The organism is Brevibacillus formosus, assembly GCF_003013405.1.
Classification (GTDB): domain Bacteria; phylum Bacillota; class Bacilli; order Brevibacillales; family Brevibacillaceae; genus Brevibacillus; species Brevibacillus formosus.
The window spans coordinates 289,603-304,427 of sequence record NZ_PXZL01000001.1 but is presented as its reverse complement, the minus strand read 5'-3'; the positions used below and the strand labels follow the sequence as shown (position 1 = coordinate 304,427).

Genomic DNA, 14,825 nt, shown 5'->3' with positions numbered 1-14,825 from the left:
GATGCAGTGTGTGGCATCTGTTCTATTCTTTGTTGTACCGGGCAATCGCTTCGCGCGCAACTTCTCGGTCATCGAAGGGCAGCACCTGGTCTTTAATAATTTGATACGTTTCGTGTCCTTTTCCGGCGATCAAGATCACATCGTCCGGCTTTGCAAGCGAAACTGCATGGGCAATTGCCTCGCGTCGGTCTGTCAGTGCCGTATAACGTTCAGGTGCCACTTCCGACAAGCCAGCCAGCATGTCATCGAGAATCGCCTGCGGCTCCTCCGAGCGCGGATTATCTGATGTTAAGACGGTCAGATCAGCATATTTCGTTGCAATCTGCGCCATGATTGGGCGTTTGGTTCGATCCCTGTCGCCTCCGCAGCCAACAATGCAAAATACGTTGCCACGGGCAAATTCCTTGACAGTCATCAATGCATTTTCCAAGCTATCTGGCGTGTGAGAGTAGTCGACGAGCACCGCAAACGGCTGACCAGCATCTACTGCTTCAAATCGCCCGTTTACGCCCGCCACCTCTTCCAGGCTCGCTTTGATCTCTTCTAGTGGAATACCTTCTGCGAGTGTAACCGCGATGGCTGCCAAAGCGTTATACACATTGAACTTTCCCATCAGCTTCAAGTTGAGACGCACACTACCAGCGAAACTTTCGACTGTAAAAGAAGTTCCTTTACTGGTGATTTCAATTTGTTTTGCCCTTACATCCGCTGGTTGATCGATGCCGTATGTAATGACTCGCGCCGGTGTAACGGTGGCATATAATTCGGACGCCTCATCATCCGCATTCAGTACAGCCGTTTTTAGACGGTCTGTGTCATAGCTGTTGCCCAGCTGGGAAAACAACAATGATTTGGCGTATCGGTAGTTTTCCATCGTTTTATGGTAGTCGAGGTGATCCTGCGTCAGGTTGGTGAAAACCGCTGTATGGATTTCGCAACCGCGAACTCTTCCCAGCTCCAGTGCATGTGAGGAAACCTCAATAATGGCATAGTCTGTGTTTACATCGCACATGCGACGAAAGCTTCTTTGCAAATCTATGGCATCTGGAGTCGTATTTTTGACTTCCTCCGTTACGTCTCCAATTCTCATATGGATCGTTCCGATTAAGCCTGTTTGCTTGCTTTGATCGCGCAAAATTTTGTCGATCAGATGCGTAGTGGTCGTCTTGCCATTTGTCCCCGTTACGCCAATGACTTTTACTTCTTTCGTAGGAGATCCGAAAATACGATCAGCCAGCATAGCCATTGCCCGCCGGGTATCCGGTACTTTGACAATAGTCGCTGGCACATCCAGATCTTGTTCGGATAACACGGCAACGGCACCATTCTTCACCGCCTGGGCCGCGAACGTATGTCCATCCACGGTATATCCAGTCAGACAAACAAACAAGTAGCCGGGCTTTACCTGGCGCGAGTCTGCTGTCAAACCCGTAATCTCCATGCTGTCATCCCCCGAAACCGTTACTGGCAACAAAGGCATGAGCAGATCCCGTAGAAACATGAAACAGGCACCCCATTCTCCAACTAGTATAGACAGAAATTTAGACATTTGTACTAGGCTACGCCGTTCATGCAGGCGCAGTCTTGACGAACAAAGGCAGAGCGAACGTAGACAAGCCTACTCCCCTCCGCCTTCGAAATCTCATTTTATAGCTAATTGGTCGATTTGTCACCAAGGTATATGCGAATTTTTCCGCCTTGATCAATTTTTACTCCGGGTGCAGGGGACTGCTGGATGACGTACTGGCCTTTACCTGAAACGACTAGCGGCAGAGTATCGTACGTTGTCACTACGTCTCTCATGGATTGTCCGACCATGTTTGGCACTTCAATTGGCGCCCTTTCTCCAAGTGCTTTGTTAATTTCCTTGGGGATGCCATCTTTTCGTTTGGGCACATTCAAATATTGCAGGGAGGATTCCATGATACTTTTTACACTCGGGGCGGCAATCAATCCGCCAAACGCCAGTGCTTTCGGATTGTCTACGGCGAAATATACGACGATCTGTGGATCATCAGCCGGCGCAAAGCCGATAAACGACACGATGTATTCCCCATCGACGTAACGACCATTTTTTACTTTTTGCGCGGTTCCCGTCTTTCCTCCTACCCGATACCCTTCAATATATGCCTTATTTCCCGTTCCTTGCGCCACCACACTTTCCAGCGCATGCCGAACTTTGGCTGAGGTCTCCTCGGTAATGACCTGTCGAACTTCTGTCGGCAAGGTCCTCGCTACGATATCGTGTGTCACACTATCCCGCCATTCTTTGGCGACAAACGGCTTCATAAGTTTGCCACCATTGATCGCGGCTGAGACCGCAGCCATTTGTTGAATCGGTGTTACCGATACCCCTTGACCGAAAGAAGTCGTACCCAGCTCTACCGGTCCCACTTTATTCAAATTGAATAACAGCCCGTTTTCTTCGCCGATCAAATCAATCCCTGTCTTTTGTCCGAAGCCAAATTTTTTGATGTAGTCAAAAAGTCGTTCTTTTTGCAGTCGCTGGCCCATCGTAACGAAGCCAGGGTTACAAGAATTCTCTACCACTTCCAGCATGGTTTCCTGTCCATGCCCTTGGCGCTTCCAGCAACGCAATCGCTTCCCGGCCACGTTTATGAATCCCGGATCGTAAAAGCCTTCATTCAGATTGATGACCCCTTCGTTTAAAGCGGCTGCCAGTGTCACAATCTTGAATGTGGAACCAGGCTCGTATGTTTTCCAGATAGGAAGATTTCTATTGTACACCTCTGAAGGATAGTCCCTGTACGCATCCGGTTGAAAAGTCGGGCGACTTCCCATCCCCAATATTTCTCCTGTTTTGGGATTCATGGCGATCGCCAGAACATCATCCGGCTGATAAGCGACCACCGCCTGATCCAGTTCGCGTTCGATAAACGATTGGATGGTACTGTCGAGGGTTAAATACATGTCCATGCCGTTTACGGGTGCTACGTATTCTTCGGTTCCACCAGGGAGTACGCGCCCTTTCGCATCTGACGGAAATGAGATATGTCCCTCAGTCCCCATCAAGAAAGGATCGTAAATTTTTTCAAGCCCTGTCAACCCTTGATTGTCAATACCTGTGAAACCGAGAATATGGGCTGCCATATTTCCATTCGGGTAAAAACGCTTCGTATCCCCTGCCAAGTATATACCTGGCAAATTCAGTTCTTGTATTTTTCTCGCCTTTTCAACAGACAGTTTCCTTCCACCTGGAATCTGGTTGTTGCTCATTTCTTTTTTTGTAATGGCACGAAATACATCTTCTTCTTTTTGCTCCAAAATGACGGCGAGCTGCCTTGCTGTTTCTTTCGGGTCTTTGATTTGCGCCCCTACCGATACAAGGGTGGGGACCGTCATATTCGTCACGAGCTCATTGCCGCTTCTGTCTAGAATGCGACCGCGATTGGGTTGAAATTTAATTTCCCGTTTGAGCAGTTCATCTGACATTTGCGAGAGTTTCGGTCCCTCTATCAATTGGACATAACCCAATCGAGTGACAAGTGCCGAATACAAAACGACTCCTACAATCAAGATGATAAAAATACGACGGCGTACAGTAGCATTGGATACCCGCAAAGCGAGTCCCCCCTCAAATAGGTTGTCTCTTCTTAACCTTATTCGCAGGGGGGACTAGTTAGAACTATGGAGTTGTCGTTGTTTGTGTTGGTTGCGTTGACTGGTCTCCTGGTTTGTCAGGAGGAGGGGCCTGTCCAGAAGCTGGCGGCTGCGCTGCCCCACCTTGTCCAGTTTGCTGACCGGAAGATGGTGGAGCCGGATTATTTCTCCCTGTTGGATTTGTAGTTGTAGTATTATTCGACCCCGGATTGTTTGGCGTGGTTGTAGCAGGCACCGTGCTACCCTCCTGACCAGGAGGAGGTGTTGCCGGTACAGATGGTTCCGACACGGATTGAAGCGTCACCTGAAGCAACTCTGTACCCTGGAGCACCGTTCCCGGAGGAATACTTTGTTGGGTGACGAAGCCAGTTCCAGTCGATTTCATTTCGAGATTGATCAAAGAGCTGAACTCCATGACGTCCCGTAATGATTTTCCTTTGAAATCAGGCATCTTCGTTCCTTGTACCCTGTCCGTTACAAGGATAATCTGTTCACCTGAAAGCACCTGATCATAGGCTTGTGGATATTGTTTGACGATTTTCGTACCTGTTCCAGCTACCGTAACCGTCAAATTGTCCTGCTTCGCCCGCATTTGTGCAGCTGTCGTGGACATTCCTTCAAACTTTGGCAATGTCTTCGGTGTAGCTGGTGAGGATGCCTGCACTGCCTGCGTTGCTTTTTTCGACGTTTCCTTTCCACTCTGTTTATTCTTGCCTACCGACAGATCAGGCTGCTGCTGCAAATATTGCAGGCTGCGTTCCATAATGGTTGTAAACATGGGAGCGAGCATCATTTGGCCCCACATTGCATACCATGCATCTGTTTGCGGATCGTCAATGACGACATAAACCAACAGCTTCGGATTGTCTTTTGGCGCAAAACCGATGAAAGAACCAACGTAACGGCCATCCATAATTTTCCCTGTGTTAGGATTATATTTTTGCGCAGTTCCCGTCTTTCCTGCGACCTGATACCCTTCGATCTGATATAGTGTACCAGTCCCGGGCCTCTCTGAGACAACCTTACCCAAAATGTCGCGTGTCTGTTTCGCAGTCGCTTCACTTACTACCCTCTCCACAACCTCACGTTGCGAGCGATTGACGACTGCTCCCGTGTGAGGATCACGCATTTCTTTTACTATATGAGGTTTTAGAAGCTCTCCTCCATTCGCGATTGCCCCTACAGCAGCAACCTGCTGGATCGCCGTAACCGTCGCTGCTTGACCATACGTTGTTGCAGCCCAGTCACGTGGTGAACGAGGTTTCTCCAGGTTGTTCAAATTTCCTGCTTTTTCGTAAGGAAGCTCAATTCCGGTTGGTTGACCCATCCCGAATTTTTTGAAGTATTTCTTCAGACCCTCCAGCTTCAAGCGTTCATAACCCAACTTAACGAACAATACGTTACTGGATCGCTGAACCCCTTCTAAAAAGCTGATGGTTCCCCAACCGGCACCATTGTTGTGGTCACGGATCGGAATCTGCCCCTTGATGGTGTATGCACCTGATTGATAGGTTTCATTCTGATTAAACATTTTTTCTTCAATCGCTGCCGCCAGCGTAATAATCTTAAAAGTAGAGCCCGGCTCAAACATTGTGGTGACCGCATGGTTGTTGTAGTTTTCAATCCCGTTGTAGTACATATTCGGGTTAAACTGCGAGCGGTTGCCCATCGCCAATACCTCACCCGTTTGCGGGTCGGTTACAATGACCGTCATGCCCTGCGGCTTGTACTGCTGCTCCACCTTATCTAGGGCTTGTTCTACATAATCCTGTATCTGGCGATCAATAGTGAGATATACATCTACGCCGTCTATTGCCGGAATGTACTCTCCTTCTCCGTCCGGCAGCTGGTAGCCTGCGCGATCCCTTTGGTAGGAAATATGTCCCTGTTTGCCAGCCAATTCTTCGTTCAATTGCAGCTCGATCCCCATTTTCGGTTCATCATACAAATCGAGATAACCGATCACATGGGAAGCGAAGGCGTTATTCGGATAAACCCGGCGCGTCGTTTCAGTCAAATAGATTCCTGGGAGTTGATTCTTTTTGAGCTTCTCACCACTTGGCAGTGTCGGGTACTGCAAATTTAGAATTCGGTTCCTTTGTTCTTCACTGATCTTCAGCCCGTAGCGTCCCAATTCCACGACTTTGTTCGGCTTGGTCAAATTCTTCACTAATTCAGGAACAGGCGCATTCAAAATAGGAGCCAGCATATTCGCTGTGTAATAAGGATCTTTCACAAAATCTTCGTCTTTATCATTGCGCGGCTTCAGTTTTGCGTTTACCGTGTACGCCTTCCCGTTATACGCCAAAATCTCGCCGTTTCGATCATAGATCGCCCCGCGCTTCGGCTTCAAGACTTGCTGCCTATCCCACTGCACTTGAGCCGTCTCCATGATATCGGTAGCTTTGACGGTCTGAAGCCAGTAGATTCGAAAACTCAACGTCGAAAAAATCAAAATCGTACATAAAGCTACCATGAGAATTCGCCAATTTACTTTTCGCTTCCATTCCATCTCCGATCATCTCCATCGCATCCAAAGATCGCCCGCTCCCTAAGCCAAGAGAATGTATTCTTGGGGAGACGAACACAAACTAGCCGAGTCAGGAGCAGACTCTGGCCCAGCTAAGAAAAAATGTTACCGCACATAAGGCGCAGTAACATTTAAGGTTTTTTGGGTTGTGTTTGTGGCAGAGAACTCGCCTGTACTTCTGTTTTGCCGATCGTATGTACAGCAGCTGGATTGTATACCATCCCCTGCTTCTCTGCTTCTTTTTGCAGGCGATCCCGGTTAGTCATTTGTTCAATTTGCAATTTCAACGTTGCATTTTTTTCTGCCGTTACACGGTTTTCATGTTTGGTGGTCTGGATTTCGTAATTCAACTGGGAAATTTGCGAGTAGCGGACACCCACTAGACCCAAGCCGACGACGGTTAACGAGATAAATAAGAGATACAGCAATTTTTCTCCGGTCGGAATCGTTGGCTTGATTCGAACCGTGCGCTTTGTTGTCTTCGTTACAGAGCGGGATTTTTGTTCCAACTCCATAGCTAAATTTCCTCGGTAGTAATAACTCATCGCTTCTCCCTCCCCTTTCTCGTCGATCCCGGTCTACAGCTTCTCCGCTACCCGTAGTTTAGCTGATCGTGCACGATTGTTTGCTTCCAATTCTTCTTCTGATGGCAAAATCGGCTTTCTTGTAATGACTTTTACTACCGCTTTATTTCCGCATGTACAAATCGGAAAGGCCGGCGGGCACGTGCACCCTTTTGAAAAGTCTTGATAAATTTGCTTGCAGATTCTGTCCTCTAGTGAATGAAACGTGATGACACTTACGCGGCCTTCTGGATTCAAAACCTCAATAGCATCGACGACGGCCTCTTTGAATGCATCCAGTTCATCATTGACTGCGATCCGAATTGCCTGAAAGGTACGCTTCGCCGGATGGGGTCCGGTACGGCGCGCAGCGGCAGGAATTCCTTCCTTAATCAACTCAACGAGTTCACCTGTTGTTTGGATCGGCTGCTTCTTCCGTTGTTGAACGATTTGCCGGGCAATTCGCCGGGAAAATTTCTCTTCTCCGTACAGCCAAATGATCTTGGCAATCTCTTCTTCATCCCACTCATTGATAATGTCATAGGCGGACAATGGCGCTTGTTGATCCATTCTCATATCCAAGGGCGCATCCGCATTGTAGCTGAAGCCACGCTCTCCCTCGTCCAATTGTGGAGAGGATACCCCAAGATCAAATAACACCCCGTCTACACCATCCAAGCCTAAATCTCTCACAATGTCTTTGATATGACGGAAGTTGCTCTTTACCAGCGTGACTCTGTCCATATAGGAAGCGAGTCTTTCGCGGGCATTATCCAGTGCCCAATCGTCCTGATCGATGGCGATAAGTCGACCGCCCTCCGTCAGCTTGGAAGCAATCAAACTGCTATGCCCAGCTCCGCCGAGTGTACAGTCTACATAAATGCCTCCAGGACGAATGTTTAGCCCTTCGACAGCCTCATCCATCAAAACGGTTACGTGATGAAACGACAATGTCGTCACTCCTGTTCTTCTCGCTGCTACAAATTAAAATCAACCAGTTTTTCGGCAATTTCTCCAAAAGAGCCTTCAGACTGGGCAAAATAATCTTCCCAGCGTTCCTTGCTCCATACCTCTACACGGTTTGACACCCCGATGATCACACATTCTTTTTGCATGCCTGCATGCTCACGTAAATTGGGTGGTATGTTTACCCTTCCCTGCTTGTCCCACTCGCATTCGGTGGCACCTGAAAAGAAAAATCGTGTAAATGCGCGAGCATCTGCTTTTGTAAATGGGAGAGACTTGAGTCTTTCCTCTAGTTGTTTCCACTCATCTTGCGGATAAGCAAACAAACATTGGTCAAGTCCGCGGGTAATAACAAAGGAAGTGCCTAGCCCTTCACGGAATTTGGCTGGGATCGTCAGGCGGCCTTTTTCGTCGATGCTGTGCTGATATTCCCCCATGAACACGCCCTGGTCCCCCACTTTCCTGTCGGTTGGCTCCACTTTCCCCCACTTTTCCCCACCTTGTACCTATTTGTTATTATAAAAAAAAATCCTGCGTTTGTAAGCAGGATTTTTTCGCATATTTTTTTGCCGGGAAAAGACGGGATTCGAGGGACTATTCGACCCAGCTTTCCAGGTAGGATTTTTGCTCATCTGTCAATTTGTCGATTCCGATGTTCAGAGCTTCCAGCTTGTACTGAGCCACCATTTGATCCAACTCGAATGGTACGTTCAGCACTTTCTTGCCAATGTTTTTGTACTGTTCATTGACATAAGCCAAGGATACCGCTTGCAGAGCAAAGGTCATATCCATGATTTCAGCCGGATGTCCGTCGCCAGCAGCCAAGTTCACGAGGCGGCCTTCTGCGAGCAGATACACTTTTCGACCATCAGCCAAGACAAATTCTTCAATATCTTTACGCACAATACGGGAAGAAGTCGACATAGCATTCAGATCGACCTTGTTTACTTCGACATCGAAGTGACCCGCGTTGGACAAGATTGCGCCATCTTTCATCACAGCAAAATGCTCTTTGCTGATGATATCGCGGTTACCTGTCACAGTAACGAAGTAGTCACCATGCTTCGCAGCCTCGAGCATTGGCATTACTTCAAATCCATCCATGTAAGCTTCTACAGCTTTGATTGGGTCGATTTCGGTTACGATTACTTTTGCGCCCAAACCTTTTGCACGCATCGCTACACCTTTACCGCACCAGCCATAGCCAGCTACCACAACGGTTTTACCAGCTACTACGAGGTTTGTTGTACGGTTGATACCATCCCATACGGATTGACCCGTACCATAGCGGTTGTCAAACAAGTATTTGCAGAATGCATCGTTTACGGCAACCATTGGGAACTCCAGCTTGCCTTCTTTCTCCAACGCTTTCAGACGCAGAATACCTGTTGTCGTTTCTTCTGCACCACCGCGTACTTGAGACAACAGATCACGGCGCTCGCTGTGCAAAATAGTGATCAGGTCGCCACCGTCGTCAATGATCAGGTCAGGACGAGTTTCCAGTGTTTTGATCAGATGCTCTTTGTATTCAGCAGGATCTGGATTGTATTTCGCAAATACACGGATACCGTCTTCCACCAATGCTGCGCAAATGTCATCTTGCGTGGAAAGCGGGTTGGAACCAGTAATGGTTACTTCAGCGCCACCAGCTTGAACTACTTTTGCCAGATAAGCCGTTTTTGCTTCCAAGTGCAAGGAGATCGCAACTTTCAGGCCTGCAAACGGCTGCTCTTTTTCAAAGCGCTCACGAATGCGGTTTAAGACAGGCATGTGTTCTTTTACCCAATCAATCTTCAGATGGCCGTTGTGCGCCAACGACATATCTTTTACGATGCTTTCAGATACTGTGTTCATGTACGGATGGACCTCCTTTTATCTCATAAAGCAACCTTGTCTATCATATCATACGCAAGTTCAACCATCATCAGTTTTTCCAATTATTTTCCTATTATCGGCAATTTACGCTCTGCGGTTTCTACCGTAAGCAGCTCCAAAAAACGCAACAACGCCTGAGGCATCCATTTCTTTTTATGGTAGACCAACTGTCGGAAAACACGGATATCCGGATGGGAAAACGAGAGTATTACTAGTGTACCATTTTTCACTTCTTCTTGTACGACAATTTTCGGAAGCAACGCAATTCCTAAATCATAGGCAACACATTGTTTTATCGCTTCCAGACTACCAAATTCAAAAGAAGATTCCACAGTGGCTCCTGCTTCACGCAACACCGATTCCATCAGCCCTCGGTAGCTGCATCCCTTTTCTGTGAAAATCCAGGTTTCTCCGGTAAAATCGTGCGTTTCAACCTTTTCTTTTTTCACCAGCGGATGGGTAGGTGCAGCAACAACAACTAGTTTTTCCTCACCTAAAACGATACTTGTCAGCTCAGATTGATCTTGGAGCCAATCGAGCACAAAGGCGAAATCGAACTTCCCTTCCTTTACTCCCTGCCTCAAGTCTTGGCAAATGCCCGGCGCAAGCATGATCCGCATACGCGGCTGCTCCAAGCGAAATTTTTGCAAATAAGGGGGTAAATAAAAGGCCGCCAATGACTCCACTGTTCCAATACTCAACGTTCCCGCCAGTTGCGCTTGCTCTGACAAATTCGCTCTTGCCTCATCTAATACGGTTAGCAGCTGTTCGCTGTAGCTGAGAAGCACCTCGCCTGCATGGGTAAGCCTGATTTTTTTGCCCCAACGCTCGAATAGGCTGACACCGAACTCCGATTCCAGATTTTGAATTTGGGTTGTCACACTCGACTGCGCGTAGCCTAAAATTTCTGCTGCACGAGTAAAGCTTTGGCATTTTGCTACTTCACGGAAGGTTTGCAAATAACGAGTATCCAGATTCCCCCCTCATTTCATCGGAAAAATCGATTCGAATCATCTAATATTATAGATAACTCCGATAATTAAGTCTATGCTACACTTCAGTTACCAACGACAAGGTAAGTAAAAAAAGTGAGGGATCTACCTATGGGGAAATTATCTACGCAAGCCCCCGGTCTAACCAAAACACTGCGACTTCCGCACATCGTCGCCTTATACATCGGGGCTGTGATCGGTTCCGGCGTACTGCTCATCCCCGGACTCGCAGCTGAGAAGGCTGGTCCTGCTTCCATTTTAGCTTGGCTCGTCATGTCTGTTCTCGTCCTGCCCATGGCCATTACAATGGGGCTGTTATCTGCTCGTTATCCCAGCTCAGGTGGAGTCTCTACATTTGTACGGACAGCGTACGGAGATCGTTTCGGAAACATGGTAGGCTGGTTCTTTCTCTTGTCTGTCCCGATTGGCGCGCCGATTCTGAGCGTTACAGGGGCCAACTACATTGCCATCCTACTGAACTGGAGTGAGTCGCAAGTATATGCGGGTGCTGCTCTGCTCCTTCTCGCTGTCCTTATGATGAACGTTGTGGGCTTGCATGTAGCTGCGCGTGTCCAAACGATTGTTGTCTCGCTGATTATCACGATTTTGATTTTGGCCGTTGTCGCCAGCATTCCGCATGCATCTGTCACTCACTTTGTCCCTTTTATGCCAAATGGTTGGTTGAGTGTCGTGCAAGCAGCAGGTCTGATGTTTTGGTGCTTCATTGGGTGGGAAGCCGTAACGCATCTCTCAGAGGAATTCGTCGATCCTGCGAAAAACGCGATTCGCGGTGTCTTGTGGAGTGCGGGAATCGTCGCTCTCTTGTACTTTGCCGTAGCCTTTATGACTGTGGCCACACATAGCTACGGGGTCGGCATCTCCGCTGCCTCGCTCAGCGTCATGGTTCAGCTCTCCTTAAGTCCGATCGGCGGATGGATTGTAGCCGTAACCGCCTTGTTCATTTGTATCGCTACAGCCAACGCTTACATTGGAGCTGCGTCCCGCATCGCCTATTCGTTAGCCCAAGAAAAGATCGCTCCCCGCTGGTTTGGCACCCTCCACGCCAAGTACCGGACACCAACCGGCGGCCTTCTGTTTCTCGCTCTTTGTTTTGTCATTGTTCTTGGCGTACTCTATTTCGACGTGATCGACTTGTCGAGGCTCATCGAACTGCCCAATGCTACCTTTTTTGCAACTTACATCGGCGGGTGTCTGGCTGGGGTCCGGCTCTTGCACAATAGTCGCGTAGGCCGAATCGCTTCCTGGACTTCTCTCGTATGTACACTAGGACTCTATCCTTTTTTGGGGTGGTCCGCCCTCTATCCCCTCGTGATTGCACTCGTACTTTTTATCTGGCAAAAACGTCATGCCTGACACGAAAAAAGGCTGGGGTCATGTCCCAGCCTTCTTTTCTTATTCATCTTTTCCAATCAGTCGAAACGTTTTGCCATCGCTCGAGGAAAGGTAAAACGTGCGATCAACGCTTCCGCCCAAATCTCCAGCATAATATTGAACCGTCATTCTGTATTTATTCATTCCGATTTTTGCAAAGTACATCAGCTCATTAAACTGCGGAAACCGGACATAATCATACACTTCATACTGCATAAACGAAAAATGCTCGCGTAAAAACGATTCGCTCACAGGCAGGTTGTTTTTCTTTACATACGCGACCAAGTCATCAAAGCGACGAATCTTTTGCTTATCCATCACGTCACCTACAAATGACGAGACAGCTTGTGTCATTGCCTTTTTCTCGCTCTCTGTTACATTGCCAGGGTACAGCTCGTCGATTTTTGATTCCAAACGATTTAGCAGGACGACTGCCTGTGCTCTGTTGATTTTGTCATCAGGCCGAAAGCTTCCATCTGGAAAGCCAGCCAAAATCCCCATTTTGTAGGCAGGGTAGACCGTGATCACCTGCGCTTCATTTTCGACCGAAAGATCCGTGAAAAATTTCGTTGTCGTTCCCCGATATTTTTCCCCTTCGGATTGATGCCCGATGGCTGCCAGCAAGGTTCTTGCCGCTTCCAACCGCGTCATACTATCCGTCGGTTTCCCAGATGGCATGATACCCGCTGAAGCCAAATGGTGATAAGTTTTTTCCGACCAACGTCCCGCAGCAGCCGGCAAGTAGGTCTCTTTGATAAAGCTGTCAGGCTCGTTGCCTGTGAAGGAAGGTATGACGCGTTCAATCAGGGATAAAAACTGTTCTTGCGTCACCGTTTGCTCTGGCTTAAAGGTCCCATCGGGGAATCCTTTGATCAATCCTTTTTTGGTAGCAATCCCTATTTCCTTTGCTGCCCAATGTCCATTTGTGTCGATAAAAGCAGGTGAATTGGCCACGTATTCTTCCCGTGCGTCGGCCTTTTTCAATCCTGCAGTTGCGATGCCCGTCAATAAAACCGACAAGCTTACAACTAGTAGAGTGGCTTTTTTCCCGATTTGTTGTAATGTAATCTGCATCCCGAGTACCACCTTTCCCCAAAAACAATCCATTACTACTAAGACGCAGAATTTGTCAGAAAAGTTTCGGCATAATTTATAGAAAAGTTTTCCATCTGCTTAAACAACAAAAAAATAGCCGGGTCCACTTCCAGGACGATCCGACTATTTTACGCTTCTTTTTACAGGTAATAAAGTTGATGAGTACCATCATGCGAAAATGGCGCATCTACTAATCGGTCAATCAAACCAAGACCATACTTATTTGCAAACGGGAAAAACGAATGCTTTCTTTCTTGCAGCCCACCTTCGGGCAACAAAGCGGTCTCAATTCGTTGGACGCGCACATGCTCCACGTCATCTTTTTGCTGTAGCGAACGAATCAGACGCTCTTCCAAAAAGGATACTTGCTCTAACAGCAGCTTACTATTTTTCTCAGCCAGACCACGCAATCCCCCATCCAGAGAAACGACCTCCTCTACCAGCGGGCGATAGATCGACATGATCGACTCCCGTGCCGAAGCGAACTGCTGCTCCAGCGGATGTGGTGCCTGATTTTTGGACCACTCGTCTTTCCACGCGGCAAAGTCAGTCAAGACTTGTTCAACAGACAGCCCCAAGCTATCCAGCAGTCTCAGCTGAGCACCTTCCACAAGGGTAATGGACATCCGAGGCAATACGATCGGCATCTGCATCCCAAATAGCTCGAATACCTCCCGATAAAACGCCCAATAAGCTATCTCGCCCGGACCTCCAATGAAGGCAAGCGTAGGAAACAGATGCTCCTGCATCAACCCACGGGTAACAACATTTGTGCTAAAACGCTCAGGGGAATCTGCAACCTGCTTGAGCAATTCATCGCGACTGTAAGAACGTCTCCGATTAATAAAGCGCTCCCCGTGACGTTCTAGCAGCAATCGATCATCGCCCTCATAGACGAACAGGTTGGCTTGATACTCTTCTACTTGCAATTGAAGTGGATAGCCAGCCGTTGAAATCCGATCCGCTGCCCGCAGCAACACCTTCGTCAATTGCTCATTGTTTTCAATGATCTGTGAAAAAATGGGTTGCTGCAGTTCACGAACAAACGGCAACGAGGATTCAACCAGAACAAGACCGTGCTTGCCAAACAATTTTGCCATCAAGCGAGCAAACCACTCTGCGACTGTAGGCGAGTCTGCCGCAGTCTGCGTCAGCAACTCACGAATCTGTTTGGTTTCGGTAGTCTCTGTCTGTCCCTGGAAAAACTTCTCTAGGAACTGCGTACACAGTTCAGGGTCCAGCGGTAGCGTACTTGCCGATTGGCGGCCCTTCTTATTCAGAGGCAGTCGCTCCTTATGCAGGCGCTTCCCTTCGTCCGCTCCCCAGTACACATGATCGATCTCATCGATGTCATGATCTTCGCCAGCAATCCAGAACACCGGAATGACGTTTGCCTGAAGCTCGGCAGACAGCCTCTTCGCTGCCTGGATCAAATGAACAGCTTTGTTGACCGTATAGAGTGGTCCACCCAAAACTCCTGCTTGCTGACCGCCGATGACTACATATGTGTCTGGCTGTTTGAGCAACTCGATATTTTTTAGTGCTTCAGGGTGAGTACCCATCTCTTTATTAAAACGATATAAACCTTCCACGAGCTGGTTCCGGTGAGGATAGGATTGACTTTGAAGCCATTCCACGCGTTCTCGATAGGACTGTTCACGGTAGGGGTTATGCACAAAAAACTGTAATGCAGAGGCATTTTGCTGCTGGTACTCCTGTGCCAGCGGATTCGCCAATGGAAGCGCGAGACATTCAACATTCATGCTAGCTCACCTTTCTTAGGGCCATGGT

11 protein-coding genes are annotated in these 14,825 nt (G+C 48.2%); 1 reads left to right on the top strand and 10 read right to left on the bottom strand.

What is annotated here, in order from left to right; genetic code table 11:
- Positions 1-22: 22 nt before the first annotated feature.
- From C7R91_RS01375 to C7R91_RS01340, 8 genes are all read right to left on the bottom strand, one after another.
- Positions 23-1,501 carry a UDP-N-acetylmuramoyl-L-alanyl-D-glutamate--2,6-diaminopimelate ligase gene (locus tag C7R91_RS01375; RefSeq protein WP_047068369.1) on the bottom strand — a complete coding sequence of 493 codons (1,479 nt, stop codon included), beginning with the start codon at positions 1,499-1,501 and terminating at the stop codon, positions 23-25.
- A gap of 152 nt (positions 1,502-1,653) precedes the next feature.
- Entirely contained in the window at positions 1,654-3,582 is a 1,929-nt protein-coding gene (locus C7R91_RS01370) for a stage V sporulation protein D (protein ID WP_047068370.1), read from the bottom strand.
- A 64-nt stretch (positions 3,583-3,646) separates the two neighbouring features.
- Positions 3,647-6,133 carry a penicillin-binding protein gene (locus C7R91_RS01365; RefSeq protein WP_047068371.1) on the bottom strand — a complete coding sequence of 829 codons (2,487 nt, stop codon included), beginning with the start codon at positions 6,131-6,133 and terminating at the stop codon, positions 3,647-3,649.
- A 149-nt stretch (positions 6,134-6,282) separates the two neighbouring features.
- Positions 6,283-6,696, bottom strand: a complete 414-nt coding sequence (ftsL, locus tag C7R91_RS01360) for a cell division protein FtsL (RefSeq protein WP_047068372.1) — start codon at positions 6,694-6,696, stop codon at positions 6,283-6,285.
- A gap of 33 nt (positions 6,697-6,729) precedes the next feature.
- Positions 6,730-7,674, bottom strand: a complete 945-nt coding sequence (gene rsmH, locus C7R91_RS01355) for a 16S rRNA (cytosine(1402)-N(4))-methyltransferase RsmH (protein WP_047068373.1) — start codon at positions 7,672-7,674, stop codon at positions 6,730-6,732.
- A 17-nt stretch (positions 7,675-7,691) separates the two neighbouring features.
- Positions 7,692-8,123 carry a division/cell wall cluster transcriptional repressor MraZ gene (mraZ, locus tag C7R91_RS01350; RefSeq protein ID WP_007717680.1) on the bottom strand — a complete coding sequence of 144 codons (432 nt, stop codon included), beginning with the start codon at positions 8,121-8,123 and terminating at the stop codon, positions 7,692-7,694.
- Positions 8,124-8,274: 151 nt separating this feature from the next.
- Positions 8,275-9,534 carry an adenosylhomocysteinase gene (locus tag C7R91_RS01345; protein ID WP_047068374.1) on the bottom strand — a complete coding sequence of 420 codons (1,260 nt, stop codon included), beginning with the start codon at positions 9,532-9,534 and terminating at the stop codon, positions 8,275-8,277.
- 83 nt (positions 9,535-9,617) lie between these two features.
- Positions 9,618-10,514, bottom strand: coding sequence for a LysR family transcriptional regulator (locus C7R91_RS01340; protein ID WP_236697803.1), 897 nt, complete (start codon positions 10,512-10,514; stop codon positions 9,618-9,620).
- Between the two features lie 144 nt (positions 10,515-10,658).
- Here C7R91_RS01340 and C7R91_RS01335 point away from each other — a divergent pair, with 144 nt between their 5' ends.
- A complete protein-coding gene (locus C7R91_RS01335) occupies positions 10,659-11,921 on the top strand; it encodes an APC family permease (protein WP_047068376.1) in 1,263 nt (420 codons plus the stop codon).
- Between the two features lie 39 nt (positions 11,922-11,960).
- Here the strand turns inward: C7R91_RS01335 and C7R91_RS01330 are convergent, their stop codons facing one another.
- Complete coding sequence (locus tag C7R91_RS01330) at positions 11,961-13,013, bottom strand: S-layer homology domain-containing protein (protein ID WP_047068377.1); 1,053 nt, start codon at positions 13,011-13,013, stop codon at positions 11,961-11,963.
- A 161-nt stretch (positions 13,014-13,174) separates the two neighbouring features.
- Positions 13,175-14,797, bottom strand: a complete 1,623-nt coding sequence (bshC, locus tag C7R91_RS01325; RefSeq protein ID WP_047068378.1) for a bacillithiol biosynthesis cysteine-adding enzyme BshC — start codon at positions 14,795-14,797, stop codon at positions 13,175-13,177.
- Positions 14,798-14,825: the final 28 nt, after the last annotated feature.